Genomic DNA, 16,659 nt, shown 5'->3' with positions numbered 1-16,659 from the left:
AAGCCCTGCACTGATCCAGCACCACCCCACGGCGGGGAACTTATCTGGCCGCCAGCGGGGAGAAACCGTGGCCGCCAGCGGGGACAACTACTGGCCGCCTCTGGGGCGAACTGATTGGCCATTGACAGCCGGTCATTGCAGCGCATGAAGCGATCACTCATCTGCCGCGATCCGCGCGCTACCCGTGTGACGGGGGTTGGCTCGCCCAGCAGGCGGATCGCCAGAAAGGGGCTCTGGCGGAGCCGACAGAGATCGCATCCGCTTGATATCTGCTGGCGAGAGCCCGTCATCATCAACGCATGAAACGACAGTGGTCTCCTCTTGTCACGCTGACGCTCCTGGTCGGCTGCTCGGCCCCCGCGGCCCCCTCGGCTCCCGCGGTTCCCTCGGCTCCCGCGGTTCCCTCGGCTCCCGCGGTTCCCTCGGAGGCCGCGCCGAAGCCGGTGTTGTGCAGGTCGGGTCAGTTGACATTCGGGACTGCGTCTGTGGCTGCCCTGCTGACTGGCGTGACGCCGGTGCTTGAGGCGCCCACCAAGGGCATGACCTTCGACGAGCACTATGCGGAGATCAACACCCGGACGGCCGGTGTGCGGGCGGGTGCCGAGGTTCCGGCCGAGGACGTCTATCGGCAGCTGGCCGCCAAGTACGCGGAGAAGCGGCCGCTGGTCGAATACGGCACCGTGCACCACCTGCCCGTCGGCGACTCGGTCACCTTCGGCGGGAGGGGGCGTTTCGTAGGCTTCGACTCGATCCGGACCATCGACGTGCCGTTCAGCTATACCTGCGATGGCACCACCAGCCAGGGTGTGGTGACCTCGTGGGAGGCGGGCGGCCGAGGTGGCTATCTGAAGTGCGGCGAGCCAGATCTCGACGCCGACACCGATCACTACGTCGCGATTATGCGCCAAGTGCGCACACTGCGCTGCGATGAAGGCTGACCCAGCCTCGGGGCGCACGAAACAGAATCAGGCAAGGTCACGGGCACTGATCTGCCGCCGATAAGGCGCGGGTCGTGTTGGTCGGCGATGTCAGGAAGGCCAGGTCGGTCAGCCGCGGCCGGTGTCTGCCTGATCAGTAAGAGAGCGGGTTGCGTCTGGACCGGGGATCCGCGGGGCTGGCTGCCGGACACTCAGCGTTCCGGTCAGCGTGTCGGCTGTCTCGCGCGCGGGTCGGGCAACCGCTACCGTCGCCGACCCACCAACATCGATGTGACAAAGAACCGCTTGACTGGTGCGACGCCCACCACATCGTCAGCTGGGCAGACGGCGGGCCAACCGATATCGCCAACTTGACTCTCCTCTGCGGCCACCACCATCGCCTCATCCATGACGACGCCGGCTGGCGGATCCGCGTCGCCTCGGACGGCCGCCCGGAGTTCCTGCCTCCGAGTTGGCTGGACCGGGAACGCCGCCCCCGCCGCAACCAGTGCTACCGGCGAACATGATCTCGGTTCTGCCGCAATGGCTCGGCTCGGGCGGGGCCGAGTCCGGGTTCGCCGTGCCGGCCCCTGCTGCCGTGCCCCGGGTCCGGGTCCAAGTCCGTCGCCGCGCCTTGCGGGGCTCTGGTGGCGGCGGGGTTCTGCTGGGGTGCGGGTTCTTCCGGTGGCGGGCGCTCTGCTGGGGCGCGGGCTCTTCCAGCGGCAGGGGCTCTGCTGGGGCGCGGCTTCTGCTGGGGCGCGGCTCCTGCTGGTGGCGCGGCCTTCGCTGGTGGCGCGCCTCTGCTGTCGCCGCAGCTCCGCTGGACGCGGTCAGGCGGGCGCGGGCGGGCGCGGTCGGGCGGGCGGGCGCGGTCAGGCGGGCGCGGTCAAGCGGGCGCGGTCAAGCGGGCGCGGCGGACCGCCGGACGGTCTGTTCGAGGATGTCGCGGAAGGCGCGGGCCGCGGGGGACGCCGAACCGGCCAGGCGCTGGGCGGTGAAGATGGTGCGCCGCGGAGCGCCGTCCAGTTCCAGCAGGCGCGCCGGGGTGCTCCGGCCCGCCCAGATGAGGTCCGGGATGAGGGCGACCGCGTTCCCGGACTCGACGAGCCGCATGTGTGCCTGGAGGTCGGCGGTCTCGTAGCGCACGTCCGGTTCGAAGCCGGCCCGGCGGCACACCTGTTCGGCGAAGTGGCGGGAGGCGGCGCCGCGCGGCTCCATCACCCACGGCATGTGCCGGGCCGTCGCCAGGGAGTCGACCGGGTGCAGCGACTCGGGCACCGGGGGCAGGGCCAGCCGGATCGCGTCGGTGGTCAGGTCCCGGCGGTCCAGGCCGGGATGGTGCGGGGCGGCGTGCGCCGGGTATTGCTCGGCGATGACCATGTCGAAATCGCGGGCCCAGGTCTCGCGCAGCGCCTCCTCGGGTTCGCGCTGGGTCATCTCGACCCGGACGTCGGGGTGCAGTGACGCCATGGCCCGCAGCGTGGCCGGCATGAAGGCGAGCGCCGCAGACTGGAAGACGGCGACCCGGACCCGGCCGGTGACCCGGGTGGCCGCGGCCTGGAGGCGGGCCTCGGCACGTTCCAGGGTGTCCAGCACCTCCCCGACCGACGCGACCAGCACCTCGGCCTGCGGGGTGAGCTGGACCCGGCGGCCGGCCTTGCGCAGCAGCTGCGTACCGGCCTCCTTCTCCAGTTGGCTGAGCTGCTGGGACACGGCGGACGGCGTGAAGTTCAGCGCGTCGGCGACGGCCGCGATGGTGCCGCGGATGGCCAGTTCACGCAGCAGGACGAGACGACGGATCTCCAGCACGAACGAAACGTTAGCCCAACTTAAGAACATCGCTCATAAAGCATCGCTTTTCCTAACCGTAAATGGGCATACAGACTGTGGCGGAAAGCGGAAGGAGCATCCCGATGTCTGAGATCGCCGAAGAGACGATCGCCCTTGTCCGGCGCTGGCTGCGCGAGGCCGCGGACGTCCCGGTCGGCGGTTCGGCCGCGCAGCTCGCCGGTGTGCTGCGCGACCCGAAGGGCCTGGCCTTCACCGTCGGCTTCGTCGACGGCGTGATTCGCCCCGAGGACCTGCGGGTCAGCGCCCGCACGCTGTCCGCCCTGGCCAAGGACGTGCCCGGCTTCCTCCCGGCGCACCTGCGCCTGGCCGTGAAGACCGGTGGCGCGCTGGCCCCGATGATGCCCGGCGTGGTCGTCCCGATCGCCCGCCGCGCCCTGCGCCACATGGTCGGCCACCTCATCGTCGACGCCACCGACGCCCGCCTCGGCAAGGCGATCAAGCGGATCCGCGGGCGGAACGTCCGGCTCAACGTGAACCTGCTCGGCGAGGCCGTCCTGGGCCGTGGCGAGGCGTCGCAGCGGTTGAAGAACACCGAGCGCCTGCTGGCCCGCCCCGACGTCGACTACGTGTCGATCAAGGTGTCGTCGACGGTCGCCCCGCACAACCCGTGGGCCTTCGACGAGGCGGTCGCCGACATCGTCGAGCAGCTCACCCCGCTTTTCACGCTGGCCGCGAAGACCGGCAAGTTCGTCAACCTGGACATGGAGGAGTACAAGGACCTCGACCTCACGATCGCGGTCTTCACCCGTCTCCTGGACCGGCCGGAACTGCTCGGGCTGGAGGCCGGCATCGTGCTCCAGGCCTACCTGCCGGACGCGCTGAGCGCCATGATCCGCCTCCAGGAGTGGTCGGCGGCGCGCCGCGAGCGCGGTGGAGCGGGCATCAAGGTCCGCCTGGTCAAGGGCGCCAACCTGCCGATGGAGCGGGTCGAGGCGGAACTGCACGGCTGGCCGGTCGCCACCTGCGACAGCAAGCAGGCCACCGACACCAACTACAAGCGTGTCCTCGGCTACGCGCTGCACCCGGACCGGATCCGCAACGTCCGCCTCGGGGTGGCCGGCCACAACCTGTTCGACGTCGCGTACGCCTGGATCCTGGCCGGTGAGCGTGGCGTGCGTGACGGCATCGAGTTCGAGATGCTGCTCGGCATGGCCGAAGGCCAGGCCGAGGCGGTCCGGCGCGAGGTCGGCGGTCTGCTGCTCTACACCCCGGTGGTACGCCCGGAGCAGTTCGACGTGGCCATCGCCTACCTGATCCGCCGGCTGGAGGAGGGCGCCAGCGCCGACAACTTCATGTCCGCGGTCTTCGAGCTGCACTCCGACTCGGCCCTGTTCGCCCGGGAGCGGGACCGCTTCCTGGCCTCCCTGAACGACCTCGACGACAACGACCTCGACGCCAAGGTGCCGGCGCCGCACCGGGTCGCCGACCGGTACGCGGCCGTGCCCCGTTCCGAGCCGGGGCTGTTCGTCAACACCCCGGACACCGACCCCGCCGTTGCCGTCCACCGCGACCGCGCCCGGGCGATCCTCGGCCGGGTGGAGGATTCCACGCTGGGCCTGGACCTGCCCCGGATCACCGACCGCGAGCACCTGGACGAGGCGTTGGAGAAGGCCGCCGCCGCGCAGTGGGGCGCCATCGACCGCCGCGCGGTCCTGCACGCCGTCGGCGTCGCCCTGGAGGAGCACCGGGACACCCTGCTCGAGGTGATGGCGGCCGAGGCCGGCAAGACCATCGACCAGGCCGACCCGGAGGTGTCCGAGGCGGTCGACTTCGCCCACTACTACGCCGAGCTGTCGGCCGAACTGGACGGCACCGACGGCGCCGCCCCGGTCCCGGCACGGCTCACCCTGGTCACGCCGCCGTGGAACTTCCCGGTCGCGATCCCGGCCGGCTCGGTGCTGGCCGCCCTGGCCGCCGGTTCCGCGGTCGTCCTCAAGCCGGCCGGCCCGGCCGAGCGCTGCGGCACCGTGCTCGCCGGCATCCTGCGGAACGCCCTCTCCTCGGCGGGCGCCGACCCGAACCTGGTGACCCTGCTCCAGGTCGACGAGGGCACGCTGGGCCGGGAGCTGATCGCCCACCCGCTCGTCGACCGGGTGATCCTGACCGGCGCGTACGAGACCGCCGAACTGTTCCGCTCGTTCCGCGCCGACCTGCCGCTGCTCGCCGAGACCAGTGGCAAGAACGCGATCATCGTGACCCCGAGCGCCGACCTGGACCTGGCCGTGAAGGACGTCGTGTCGTCGGCGTTCGGTCACGCCGGGCAGAAGTGCTCGGCCGCGTCCCTGGTGGTGCTGGTCGGCAGCGTGGCGAGGTCGCAGCGGTTCCGTACCCAGTTGCTCGACGCGGTCTCGTCACTGGACGTCGGCTACCCGTCCGACCCGCGCACCCAGGTCGGCCCGCTGGTCGAGCCGGCCGCCGGCAAGCTGCTCGACGGGCTCACCACGCTCGGCGCCGGTGAGCGCTGGCTGCTCGAGCCCCGCAAGCTCGACGACTCCGGGAAGCTGTGGAGCCCCGGTGTCCGGGACGGTGTGCGGCGCGGGTCGGCCTACCACCGCACCGAGTACTTCGGCCCGATCCTCGGCATCATGACCGCGGACACCCTGGACGAGGCGATCGACCTGGTCAACGAGGTCGACTTCGGTCTCACCTCGGGCCTGCACTCGCTCGACGAGACCGAGGTCCGCACCTGGCTGGACCGGGTCCAGGCCGGCAACCTGTACGTCAACCGCGGCATCACCGGCGCCATCGTCCGGCGGCAGCCGTTCGGCGGCTGGAAGCGCTCGGCGGTCGGCCCCGGCACCAAGGCCGGCGGCCCCAACTACCTGACCGGGCTCACCGGCTGGGCGCCCCGCCCGGCGTCCGCGACGGCCGAGGTCACCCACCCCGGCGTACGGGTCCTGCTCGCCGATGCCCGCGCCCTGCTCACCGCCGAGCAGGTCGCCTCGGTGGAACGGGCCGCCCGCAGCGACGCCGCCTTCGACTTCCGTACGCCCACGGACGTCTCCGGCCTCCAGGCGGAACGCAACGTGTTCCGCTACCTGCCCACCCCGGTCACCGTCCGGTTCGCGGCCGGAGCCCCGCTCGCCGACCTGGTCCGGGTGCTGGCCGCCGGCCTGCTCACCGGCGCCGACGTGCACGTCTCCACCGCGGAGCCGCTGCCGGACGCGCTGGCCGTGCGGTGCCGTTCGATCACCGTCGAGGACGACGCGGCCTTCGCCGCGGGGCTCTCCGCGGGGCGGGTCCGGCTGATCGGCGGCGACGGCGCGGCGCTGGCCGCGGCCACCGGCGGGCGGCCCGACCTGGCGGTCTGGTCCGGTCCGGTGACCGAGGCCGGGCGGGTGGAGTTGCTGCCCTTCCTGCGCGAGCAGGCGGTCAGCGTGACGGCCCACCGCTTCGGGAATCCGCTCACCCTCGCTGCCGACGTCCTCTAGAAGACCCTTTCCCGGTACGCCCTCCGCGTTCTTCCTCTTCTTCCGCGCGGAGGGCGTACCCCGGTCTGCTCTTCCGGGCGCCGGTTCAGGGGCAGGGCAGGTTCGCGTACGCCGCGCGTACCCCCTCGGTGAAACGGCAGCCGAAGGACGCGGCAGCGACCGTGCGCCGGTCCAGGATCGCGTCACCCGCCGGACGGTGGCCCCGCTCGACCCAGGTGACCAGGTCGTCGAAGCCGCGGCGCAGTTCGGCCTGGCTGAAACCGCAGTGCGCCACGTCCCGGACGGCGCGGGAGACGAAGAGGCGGGAGCGGCCGTTCGCGGCGGCCTCACGGGCGTACTCCTGCTCCATGGAGAACGGCACGAACAGGTCGCCGATGCCGTGCAGCGACAGCACCGGGATCGACGGGCGGCCGGTGATGCGCGGCACCCCGGTCGTCGCGGTCCGGCCGACCCGCAGCACCTCCGCGTTGAGGCGCTTCTCCTGCGGCGTGAGCCGCCACCCGTCGGTGGAGCGGTAGCGGGTCCACCGGTTGTCGGTCAGGTTGCCCTCCGCCATCCCGGCCGTGCCGCCGCTCAGTCCCGGGTAGAGGCTGAACAGGAACGGCAGCCCGCCCTGGGTGGCCGCGTTCCAGTAGGCGAACGCCGCCGGGAAGCCGGGCCGTTCGCCGCCGCTGCGCCGCTCCACCACATCGGACCAGGTCGCCCCGGCGGCCGTGCCGGTGAGCGCTGCCCGGATCCGGCCGACCTGTTCCGCGAAACGGGCCGGATATCCGGCGTCCGGCCGTAACGGGAACTCGATCGGCACACCGGCGAGGGCGGCCGCCGTGACGTTGGCGTCCAGGAAGTAGTCGAACAACTCGACGTCGCCGAGCACCCCGCACGTCGGCATGGCCCCGGCGAAGGTACGTGGGTACCGCTCGATCGCCACGCCGGTGACGTGCCCGCCCATCGACGCGCCGGTGATGTAGACCTTCCCCGGCCGTTTCCCGGTGACCGCCCGGAACAGGCCGACCAGCGCGTACGTGTCCGAGACGCCCTGCGCCACGTCGTAGCCGTTCGTCGCGTAGCTGGACGCCGCCCACGCGAACCCGCGGTCGACGTAGTGCTGCCGCAGCTCCGGATCGGACACGTAGACGGTTGTCCCGGTGCCCCGGTAGCCGTGCGCGTAGACCACCAGCCGGCCGTTCCACCGGCTCGGAACCTCGATCCGGTACGCCGCGCCGTCCCTGATCCCGGTGTGCGTACGTGCGCCGGGCAGCGCGGTGAACGGGGCGCCGTCCAGTCCGCAGTCCGGGTCGGCGACCAGATAGCCGGGCTTCGTGTCGCTCGGCACGGGCGCGGTGCAGGGTTCGGGCGCGGCCGTGGCCGGCGCACCGGTGAGGATGCCGGCGAACAGCGCGGCGACGACGACAGCACGGCGGATGATCATTCGCGTTACCTCCCGGTAACATCCAATGACCGTGCTCGATGCCTGTCAAGCGCCCGGTGCGGGCCGTCTCATCCGGCGTGCCCGGGGATCTCGGAGACGCTGTGGTAGACGGGAATTCCGCGTTTTTGCGCGATTGCTACGTCCTGGTCGGCGCCGGCCGACGCGCCGGGCAGTCGCAGCACCGCGTCGCAGTGCGCCAGCAGCCGTTCCGCCGTCGGGTACATGATCTGTGCCGCCACCGGGTCGGTGACGCTCGTGCCGCCCGCGCCACGCAGTACCGGCAGGGCCACCCACTCGCCGATCATCGGCACGTGCCCGGCCTGGAAGACGGGCCAGGCGGCCTCCTCGAGGCGGTGCAGGTTGGCGGCGAGGAGGGCGGGGTCGTCACCGGTGCCGGAGCGGTACGGCCCGGCGATCAGAATGAGCATTGGCTTGTCCATGACGGGCAACCTACACTGGGAAACACGCAATAGTCGACAACAATGAGGAGAAACGCGGATGTTGGCTGCGGAGCGCCGAGACTTCCTCCTGGCCCGGTTGCACGCCGACGGCAAGCTGGTCGCCAAGGAGATCGCCGCCGAACTCGGCGTCGCCGAGGACAGCATCCGGCGGGATCTGCGCGAGATGGCCGCCGCCGGTCTCTGCCAGCGGGTGTACGGCGGCGCGCTCCCGGTCTCCCCGGCGACCGCCGACTACGCCACCCGGGCCACCGTCGCCACCTCCAGCAAGGAACGGGTCGCCGCCGCGGCCGCCGCGCTGATCCGCCCCGGCGCCACGGTCCTGCTCGACGGGGGCACCACGGCTCTGGCGGTGACCGCGGCACTGCCCCGCGATCTGGTCGCCACGATCGTCACGCACAGTCCGACGGTCGCCGCCGCGCTCGTCGGCCACCCGGCCGTCGACGTCTACGTCCTGGGCGGCCGCCTCTTCAAGCACAGCGCCGTGACCTGCGGTGCGGCCGCCGCCGAGGCCGCCCGGTCGGTGTCCGCCGACCTCTTCCTGCTGGGCGTCACCGGCGTCCACCACGAGGCCGGCCTGACCACCGGCGACGCCGACGAGGCCGCCATGAAACGCACCCTGGCCGGGCGGGCCGCGGACACCTACGTGCTGGCCAGCATCGAGAAGATCGGCGCCGCGTCCCCGTTCCTCGTCCTGGCCCCGAACGAGGTGGCGGGCATCATCACCGACGCACCCCGCGACCACCCGGCCCTGGCCGGCCTTCCGGTCATCCCCGCCTGACGCTCTCCGTCCGGTAGGTCGCCGTGCGCCACCACGAGCCGTAAGCGACCGCGCCCGCTGTTGTGAGCGCGAACATTCTTCGACGTGAGGTTACCGTCGGGTAGGGAAGGCCATAGGCTGCGCTCTATGGTCCGGAGAATCCTCACGGTGTGCGTGCTCGCCACGCTGGTCACCGCTCCCAGCCCCGCCTCGGCCGCCGCCGCCCCCACCGGCGGCTCCTTCAACGTCCTCACCTACAACGTCGCCGGTCTCCCCGAGCTGATCTCCAGCGCCGAGACCGACCGCAAGACCGCTCACACCCTGATCGGGCAGCGCCTCGGCCCGTACGACATCGTGCACGTCCAGGAGGACTTCAACTACCACGCCTACCTGTACGCGGCCGACACCACGCACGCCTACCGCACCCCGACCAGCGGCGGCGCCGGCATCGGCTCCGGCCTCAACACACTCTCGAAGATCCCGTACGACACCGACGACTTCGAGCGTGGCGACTGGGACTCCTGCCAGTTCGACTCCGGTGACTGCCTGACCCCCAAGGGCTTCACCCTCACCCGTCACCGGATCACCGACGGCGTCTTCGTCGACCTCTACAACCTGCACACCAACGCCGGTACGAGCAGCGGCGACCAAGTGTCCCGCGCCGACAACCTGAACCAGCTGACCGCCTTCATCGCCGCGCACTCGGCCGGCAACGCGGTGATCGTCATGGGCGACACCAACACCCGCTACACCCGGGCCGCCGACACGATCCGCGACTTCACCACCGCCAACGGGCTCACCGACGCCTGGGTGCGGCTGGAACGCGGCGGCAGCGCCCCGGCCGCCGGCTCGGACGCTCTGGTCTGCGACGCGGCCGCGGTCACCGACGCCTGCGAGGTGGTCGACAAGATCCTCTACCGGAGCGGCCGGGCGGTCACGCTCACCGCGACGGACTACCACAACGAGGACGCCGGATTCCGCACCGGCGACGGCCTGATGCTCTCCGACCACTTCCCGGTCAGCACCGCGTTCAGCTGGACGGCGAACCCGGACTACCAGCTCAGCGACCAGTTCGGGGGACCGCACGGCGACCACTACAACGACATCGTGTCGGTCCCGGCGGCGGCCCGCGCCACCGTGATCGGGCTGCGCGCCGGCTCCCGGGTCGACCAGGTCAACCTCACCCTCGCGACCGGGACGGTCCTGGCCCACGGCGGCGCCGGCGGCACGGCGAAGTCGCTCACCCTGGGCAGCGGAGAGTACGTCACGAGCGCCTACCTGTGCCGTGCCCAGTACAGCGGGCACACCCGGATCTTCTACGTCAGGTTCACCACCAACCTGGGCAACAGCGTCGCCGGTGGAACCACCACGTCGGACTGCGTGACCCGCACGGCGCCGAGCGGCTGGCAGATCGCCGGCTTTCACGGGCGCTCCGGATCGGCGGTCGACAAGGTGGGCTTCGTCTACTCCCAGCGCTGAACGATGCGGGGCGTCGCCTCTGCCGCGGCCCATGCGTTCCGCTCACCCTTCATTCATCCGGTTCCGGTACGGGTGAGCCCGGGCAAGGCCAGGCGTACCGAACTGGACCGCGACACCCCCGGCGGTGGTCCCTAGCGTTCAGAGGCGTGCATCAGCGACTCGCCGACGACCTCGACCAACTGCCCGCACTGCTCCAGGCCACCCGGGACTACGCCACCCGGGTCCTGGACGGCCTCGCCGAACGCCCGGTGGCGCCCACCCCGGCCGCTGTCGTACCGGTCCCGCTCCCGGTCGGCGGCGCCGGTACGGCCGGGGCGCTGGCCGAGTTCCGGCGCCGCTGGGCGCCCGGCTTCTCGGGCAGCGCCGGCCCCCGCTACCTGGGGTTCGTGACCGGCGGCGCCACCCCGGCCGCGCTGGCCGGCGACTGGCTGACCGCGGCCTTCGACCAGAACGTCTCGAACCGTGCCGGCTCCGCGGCCGCCGCTTTGGAGGACGAGACCGTCTCCTGGCTGCGGGACATGTTCGGCCTCGGCCCGGACCACGTCGGCGCGTTCGTCAGCGGCGCCACCATGTCCAACCTGACCGGCCTGGCGACCGCCCGCGAATGGGCCGGCGAGCGGCTCGGGGTCAGCGTCGCCCGGCAGGGCCTCGCGGCACTCGGCGAGATCCCGGTCCTGTCCGGGGCCGCGCACTCCAGCGTCCACAAGGCGCTGTCCGTGCTCGGCGTGGGCCGTGAGTCGCTGCGCCCGGTCCGCACCCTGCCGGGCCGGGAAGCCGTCGACGTCTCCGCGCTGGCCGAGGCCCTCGCCGCACTGGACGGCCGCCCGGCGATCGTGGTGGCCAACGCCGGAACGGTCAACACCGTGGACTTCGACGACCTGCGCGCGATCCTGGCACTGCGTACGGAGTACCCGTTCTGGCTGCACGTGGACGCGGCCTTCGGCGGGTTCGCGGCCCTCTCGCCGGAGCACGCCCACCTGGTCGATGGTCTGGGCGAGGCCGACTCGGTCTGCGTCGACCTGCACAAGTGGCTCAACGTCCCGTACGACTCGGCGGTCCAGTTCACCCGCCGCCGTGACCTGCAGGTGGCCGTCTTCCAGAACACCGCCGCCTACCTGCCGGCGATCACCGGCGACCCGGACCACTGCCATCTCACCCCGGAGAACTCGCGCCGCCTCCGGGCCCTGGCCGCCTGGTTCACGCTGGCCGCGTACGGTGTGGACGGCCATGCCGAGATCGTCACCCGGACCGTCGCGGCGGCCCAGCGCCTGGGTGAACGTCTGGGCACCCTGCCCGGCGTGGAACTGCTGTCCCCGGTCCGCCTGAACGTGGTCTGCTTCGCGGTCCCCGGCGACGTCCCTACCGTGCTGCGGGCCGTGGCCGACTCCGGCGAGGCGTTCCTGACCCCGACCGTCCTGCACGGCCGCCCCGCGCTGCGTGCCGCGTTCAGCAACTGGCGCACCGCCGGGGCCGACGCCGACCGCGTCGCCGAAGCCGTCCGCAAAGCCCTCTGACGAAGCCCTCGGACGAAGCCCTTTGAAGAGGTCCTCTGACAAGGGGATGGCTCCCCGCCTCGGGTTGGCGGGGAGCCGTGGGTGGTGCTGAGGGGACGGTCAGGCCGTGATGTTCCACTGCTGGCAGGCGTTGCCCAGCGAGGCCCACTGGCGTACGGCCACGCCGTCGGCGGTGCCGCAGTTGGTGACGTCGAGCACCATGCCGTTGCCCCGGTTGGCGATCAGGTAGCCGCCGCTGATCGGGGTGAGGCTCCACTCCTGACAGCTGTTGCTCAGGTTGGCCCACAGGTTGAGGGCCGTGCCGTTGGCGGTTCCGCAGTTGACCGAGTCGAGCACGGTTCCGCTGTTGACGTTGGTGATCCGGTAGTAGCCGCTGGTCGTCTTCGTGAACGTCCACTGCTGGCAGGCGTTGCCCAGCGACGACCACTGCTGGATGGCGGTGCCGTTGGCGGTGCCGCAGTTCGCCGCGTCGAGGACCTTGCCGCTGGCCTGGTTGACGATCCGGTACCTGGTGCCGGCCACCGGGTAGGAGACGGTGCCGCCCGGGTCGCCGGCGGGTGCGGTCAGCGTGGTGGAGAGCTTGTCCGGCGTACCCAGGTTGGGGGTGCCGTCCGAGTTCCAGTTGACCTTCTTGAGCCGGGTGGTCCGGGTGGCGCCGCAGCCCTGGGCGGTGGTCTCGTTGGCGTGGTAGGCCATCCACGTCTCGGAGCCGTCCGGCGACGTGAAGAACGAGTGGTGACCCGGGCCGTAGACGCTGTTCGCGTCACTGCGCTGGAAGATCGCGGTGCTCTTCTTGGTCCACGACGAGGCGGACAGCGGGTTGCTGCCGGTCAGGGTCAGCATGCCGATCTTGTAGTCCGGCGTGTTGCAGGAGCTGGCCGAGAAGGTCAGGTAGGTGACCCCGTTGCGCTGGAGAACGTACGGGCCCTCCTCGGTGTTGCCGCCGACCTTCTCCCAGTCGTACGTCGGGTAGGAGATCCGCGTCCCGTAGGCGGACACCGTCCACGGGTTGGTCATCGGGGCGATGAACAGGCTCTGCAGGTTACCGACCCACGACGAGTAGAGGAAGTAGTTGGCGCCGTTGATGGTCGCCACACTGCCGTCGATGGCCCAGCCGTTGTTGGCCTGGACGTTGAGCTGGCCCTTGAACGTGTACGGGCCGAGCGGGTTGTCGCCGGAGCTCTCCAGCACGAACGACCGCTGCCCGTCGCAGCACGCCGCGGTGCCGGCCGAGTAGTACAGGTACCAGCGGTACCCGTTCGGGCCGTTCAGCCGGTGCATCGACGGCGCCCACACGTTGCAGCAGCTCGCCGTGGCGGTTCCGGTGTAGACGACGTTCTCGGTGGCTCCGGGCAGCGCGGCCACCGAGGTCGCCCGCTTGATGACGACCTGGTTGTTCCACGTGGTCGCGGCCAGGTAGTAGTAGCCGCTGTAGTAGCCCACCCACGGGTCGGCGCCGTACGGCGCGGAGGCCACCGGGTTGGTGAAGGTGGCGGCGGCGCGGGCCGGCGCCGCGGTGCGGGCCTCCACGGCGACGGCCACCGCGAAGAGCAGGAGGAAGACGGCTCCGACGGATTTCAGGCGTGCAAGAGACATGACAGTCCCTTCGGGGAGCGGGGAGTGGCGCATCGATACGGGGGAGTCGGGCGCGCCCTGCCGGTGGGCCGGGGCGCCGCGGTGTCCGTCCGGACGGTGGGGATGGACGGACCGGTTCTGCTCGATGTATTGCCAGTATGTTAACGATCACAAGTGGAGTGTCAAGAGGCGGTATCCATGCTGATCAACGACGCTGGTTTCGCTCAACCGGCGCGGACCCCCCGGAGCACCCGTCCAGCCCGGGTCCGGTTCGCCGGGGCGGATCGGACCCGGGAAGCCGTGACCGGTACGCCCGCCTGAGGGTTCTCCCGGCCATCCGCGGGTATTCAACAACGGTGGACCGTCCCCCCGGCGCCATCTACGCATGAGAAGGGACGGACGATGACGACCTGGATGACCCAGGAACGAATCGAATTGGGTTCGGTAAGCCTGGACGCCGACCTGACGCTTCCCGAGCACGCCACCGGGGTGGTGCTCTTCGCCCACGGCAGCGGCAGCTCCCGGCACAGCCCCCGCAACCGCGTGGTGGCCGCCGAACTCAACCGGCGCCGGTTCGCCACCGTGCTGGCCGATCTGCTCACCCCCGAGGAGGAGGTACGCGACGCGCGTACCGGTGAGCTGCGCTTCGACATCGGCCTGCTCGCCGACCGCCTGGTCGGGATCATCGACTGGATGCGGGTGCAGCCGCCCACCGCGGCCCTGCCGATCGGCCTGTTCGGGGCGAGCACCGGCGGAGGCGCGGCCCTGGTCGCGGCGGCGGCCCGGCCGTCGGCGGTGTGTGCCGTGGTGTCCCGTGGCGGCCGTCCGGATCTGGCCGGCCCGGCGCTGGTCGAGGTGCGCGCGCCCACGCTGCTCATCGTCGGTGAGCACGACCCTCAGGTGATCGATCTCAACGAGGAGGCCCGCAACACCATGCGGATCCGCGCCGACCTGCGGATCGTGGCCGGTGCCACGCACCTGTTCGAGGAGCCCGGGGCGCTGGAGACGGTGGCCGACGAGGCGGGCCACTGGTTCGGTGATCACCTGGTGCCGGCGATGGCGAGGTGAGTCCGGCGATGATCTTCGCGAATCGCGCCGAGGCGGGCCGGGCGCTCGCCGACCGGCTGGCGCACCTGCTCGGCGCCGACCGGCATCCGCTGGTCCTGGCCCTCCCGCGGGGTGGCCTGCCGGTGGCCGGGCCGGTCGCCGAGCGGCTCGGCGGTGATCTCGACATCGTGGTGGCCCGCAAGATCGGCTCGCCCCGGTATCCGGAGTTCGGGGTGGGCGCCATCGCCGAGGACGGCCCGCCCGTCTACGACCCGGACAACCTGCGCTACGCCGGGGTCACCGAGGCCGACCTCGCCGGTGTCCTGGCCGCCGAGCGGGCCGAGTTGGCCCGCCGGATCCAGCGGTACCGGGGCGGCCGCCCCGCCCCGCCGGTGGCCGGCCGTACGGTGATCGTGGTCGACGACGGGCTGGCCACCGGGGTGACCGCGCACGCGGCGCTGCGCTGGGTGCGCGAGCAGGGGCCGGGCCGGCTGATCCTGGCCGCGCCGGTGTGTGCGCCGCAGGCCCGGGACGCGCTGTCCGCCGAGGCCGACGAGGTGGTGTGCCTGAGCGCGCCCGACCCGTTCTACGCGGTGGGCCGGTGGTACGAGGACTTCGAGCAGCTCACCGACGAGGACGTGGGCCATTTCATCATGTGTTGAGTTGGAGCCTTGCCCCGTCCCGGGGAATTCATCTACCGTTGATTTCAACACTTGATGAGTTCCCCGGGAGGAATGATGTCCGAAGCGATCGAGGTCCGCGACCTCGTCGTGAGACGCGGGAAGAAGACCGTTCTGGACGGCTTCTCCTGTGTCATCCCGCGCGGCAGCGTCACCGGCCTGCTCGGCCCGAGCGGCAGCGGCAAGACCACGCTGATGCGCGCCGTCGTCGGCGTGCAGATCGTCGCGTCCGGCACGGTGACGGTGCTCGGCCACCCGGCCGGCTCCGTGCCCCTGCGCCGCCGGATCGGTTACCTGACCCAGGCGCCGAGCGTCTACGCCGACCTCACCGTGGCGGAGAACGCCCGCTATTTCGCGTCGCTCTACGGTCTCAAGGCGGCCGCCGCCGACGAGGCGGTCGAGGCGGTCGGCCTGACCGCGGCACGCGGGCAGCTGGTGGCGAACCTGTCCGGCGGCCAGCGCAGCCGCGCGTCGCTGGCCTGCGCGATCGTCAGCCGCCCCGAGCTGCTGGTCCTCGACGAGCCGACCGTCGGGCAGGACCCGGTGCTGCGCGACGAGCTGTGGGACCACTTCCGCCGGCTCGCCGCCGACGGCGCCACCGTCCTGGTGTCCAGCCACGTGATGGACGAGGCCAACCGCTGCGACCGGCTGCTGCTGATCCGCGAGGGCGCGCTCATCGCCGACGACACCCCGGCCGGGGTCAAGGCCACCGCCGGCGTCGACGACCTCGACCAGGCGTTCCTCAACCTGATCCGGCGCCAGGAAGAAGAGGTGGCGGCATGATCCTCGCCAGCACGATTCGGCGGATCCTCGGCCAGCTGCGGCACGACCCGCGGACCATCGGCCTCATCGTGGTGGTCCCGACGCTGCTGATCACCCTGATCTACTTCATGTACGAGGGCCAGCCCGCCGTCTTCGACCGGGTCGCCCTCACCATGCTCGGCGTCTTCCCGTTCATCGTGATGTTCCTCATCACCAGCATCGCCATGCTGCGGGAACGCACCACCGGCACTCTGGAGCGGCTCTTCACCACCCCGGTCGGCAAGATCGATCTGTTGTTCGGCTACGGCGTGGCGTTCGGTGTCGCGGCCGCCGCGCAGGCCACGGTCGCGGCCGCCTTCTCGTACTGGGCGCTGGACATGCGGACCGCCGGCAGCATCGGCCTGGTCATCCTGATCGCGGTCGCCAACGCCGTGCTCGGTGTCGCGCTCGGCCTGCTGTGCAGCGCCTTCGCCCGCACCGAGTTCCAGGCGGTGCAGTTCATGCCGCTCGTGGTGGCGCCCCAGCTGCTGCTCTGCGGGCTGTTCGTGCCGCGCGACGAGATGGCCGGCTGGCTCCAGACGATCAGCAACGTGCTGCCGATGTCCTACTCCGTGGAGGCGCTGACCGAGGTGGGTGTGCACGCCGAGCCGACGGGCATCATGTGGCGGGACCTCACCGTCGTGGTGGGATCGATCGTGGTGGCCCTGATCCTCGGCGCGGCCACCCTGCGCCGGAGGACCGCTTAGGGCGTACAGG

Annotated in this window: 14 protein-coding genes; 10 read left to right on the top strand and 4 right to left on the bottom strand. The window is 71.5% G+C overall.

Annotated elements, in window-relative coordinates:
* Positions 1–485 precede the first annotated feature (485 nt).
* Both KZ829_RS39745 and KZ829_RS39740 read left to right on the top strand, forming a co-directional pair.
* The gene (locus KZ829_RS39745; RefSeq protein ID WP_220149009.1) at positions 486–938 is read left to right on the top strand and encodes a hypothetical protein; all 453 of its coding nucleotides are present in this window, start codon (positions 486–488) and stop codon (positions 936–938) included.
* Positions 939–1,087: 149 nt separating this feature from the next.
* Positions 1,088–1,444: an HNH endonuclease signature motif containing protein gene (locus KZ829_RS39740; RefSeq protein WP_220149008.1), complete on the top strand. Its 357-nt coding sequence runs from the start codon at positions 1,088–1,090 to the stop codon at positions 1,442–1,444.
* A gap of 373 nt (positions 1,445–1,817) precedes the next feature.
* Here the strand turns inward: KZ829_RS39740 and KZ829_RS39735 are convergent, their stop codons facing one another.
* Positions 1,818–2,726 (bottom strand): LysR family transcriptional regulator, encoded by a 909-nt coding sequence (locus tag KZ829_RS39735; RefSeq protein ID WP_220149007.1) that lies wholly within the window; start codon positions 2,724–2,726, stop codon positions 1,818–1,820.
* Positions 2,727–2,830: 104 nt separating this feature from the next.
* Between KZ829_RS39735 and KZ829_RS39730 the strand changes: the two genes are divergently transcribed.
* Positions 2,831–6,199 (top strand): bifunctional proline dehydrogenase/L-glutamate gamma-semialdehyde dehydrogenase, encoded by a 3,369-nt coding sequence (locus tag KZ829_RS39730; RefSeq protein ID WP_220149006.1) that lies wholly within the window; start codon positions 2,831–2,833, stop codon positions 6,197–6,199.
* Positions 6,200–6,284: 85 nt separating this feature from the next.
* Here KZ829_RS39730 and KZ829_RS39725 read toward each other — a convergent pair whose 3' ends face one another.
* Positions 6,285–7,628 carry an alpha/beta hydrolase family protein gene (locus KZ829_RS39725; RefSeq protein WP_220149005.1) on the bottom strand — a complete coding sequence of 448 codons (1,344 nt, stop codon included), beginning with the start codon at positions 7,626–7,628 and terminating at the stop codon, positions 6,285–6,287.
* A 68-nt stretch (positions 7,629–7,696) separates the two neighbouring features.
* A complete protein-coding gene (locus KZ829_RS39720; RefSeq protein ID WP_246637038.1) occupies positions 7,697–8,068 on the bottom strand; it encodes a DUF4406 domain-containing protein in 372 nt (123 codons plus the stop codon).
* Between the two features lie 58 nt (positions 8,069–8,126).
* Between KZ829_RS39720 and KZ829_RS39715 the strand changes: the two genes are divergently transcribed.
* From KZ829_RS39715 to KZ829_RS39705, 3 genes are all read left to right on the top strand, one after another.
* Positions 8,127–8,867, top strand: a complete 741-nt coding sequence (locus KZ829_RS39715; protein ID WP_220149004.1) for a DeoR/GlpR family DNA-binding transcription regulator — start codon at positions 8,127–8,129, stop codon at positions 8,865–8,867.
* A 126-nt stretch (positions 8,868–8,993) separates the two neighbouring features.
* On the top strand, positions 8,994–10,325 hold the full coding sequence (locus KZ829_RS39710; protein WP_220149003.1) for a jacalin-like lectin: 1,332 nt from the start codon (positions 8,994–8,996) through the stop codon (positions 10,323–10,325).
* A gap of 146 nt (positions 10,326–10,471) precedes the next feature.
* On the top strand, positions 10,472–11,839 hold the full coding sequence (locus KZ829_RS39705) for a pyridoxal phosphate-dependent decarboxylase family protein (RefSeq protein ID WP_220149002.1): 1,368 nt from the start codon (positions 10,472–10,474) through the stop codon (positions 11,837–11,839).
* A gap of 99 nt (positions 11,840–11,938) precedes the next feature.
* Here the strand turns inward: KZ829_RS39705 and KZ829_RS39700 are convergent, their stop codons facing one another.
* Positions 11,939–13,435 carry a family 43 glycosylhydrolase gene (locus tag KZ829_RS39700; protein ID WP_220149001.1) on the bottom strand — a complete coding sequence of 499 codons (1,497 nt, stop codon included), beginning with the start codon at positions 13,433–13,435 and terminating at the stop codon, positions 11,939–11,941.
* Positions 13,436–13,816: 381 nt separating this feature from the next.
* Here KZ829_RS39700 and KZ829_RS39695 point away from each other — a divergent pair, with 381 nt between their 5' ends.
* The 4 genes from KZ829_RS39695 (at position 13,817) to KZ829_RS39680 (ending at position 16,649) form a co-directional block, all read left to right on the top strand.
* Positions 13,817–14,482 carry a dienelactone hydrolase family protein gene (locus KZ829_RS39695; protein ID WP_220149000.1) on the top strand — a complete coding sequence of 222 codons (666 nt, stop codon included), beginning with the start codon at positions 13,817–13,819 and terminating at the stop codon, positions 14,480–14,482.
* 8 nt (positions 14,483–14,490) lie between these two features.
* Positions 14,491–15,123 (top strand): phosphoribosyltransferase, encoded by a 633-nt coding sequence (locus KZ829_RS39690; RefSeq protein ID WP_220148999.1) that lies wholly within the window; start codon positions 14,491–14,493, stop codon positions 15,121–15,123.
* Between the two features lie 75 nt (positions 15,124–15,198).
* Complete coding sequence (locus KZ829_RS39685; RefSeq protein ID WP_220148998.1) at positions 15,199–15,924, top strand: ABC transporter ATP-binding protein; 726 nt, start codon at positions 15,199–15,201, stop codon at positions 15,922–15,924.
* Positions 15,921–16,649: an ABC transporter permease gene (locus tag KZ829_RS39680; protein WP_183225518.1), complete on the top strand. Its 729-nt coding sequence runs from the start codon at positions 15,921–15,923 to the stop codon at positions 16,647–16,649. The genes KZ829_RS39685 and KZ829_RS39680 overlap by 4 nt, the downstream gene beginning before the upstream one ends.
* The last annotated feature ends 10 nt before the right edge of the window (positions 16,650–16,659 follow it).

The organism is Actinoplanes hulinensis (assembly GCF_019429605.1).
Classification (GTDB): domain Bacteria; phylum Actinomycetota; class Actinomycetes; order Mycobacteriales; family Micromonosporaceae; genus Actinoplanes; species Actinoplanes campanulatus.
The sequence above is the reverse complement of the archived record's forward strand: the minus strand, read 5'-3'. Positions and strand labels throughout refer to the sequence as shown.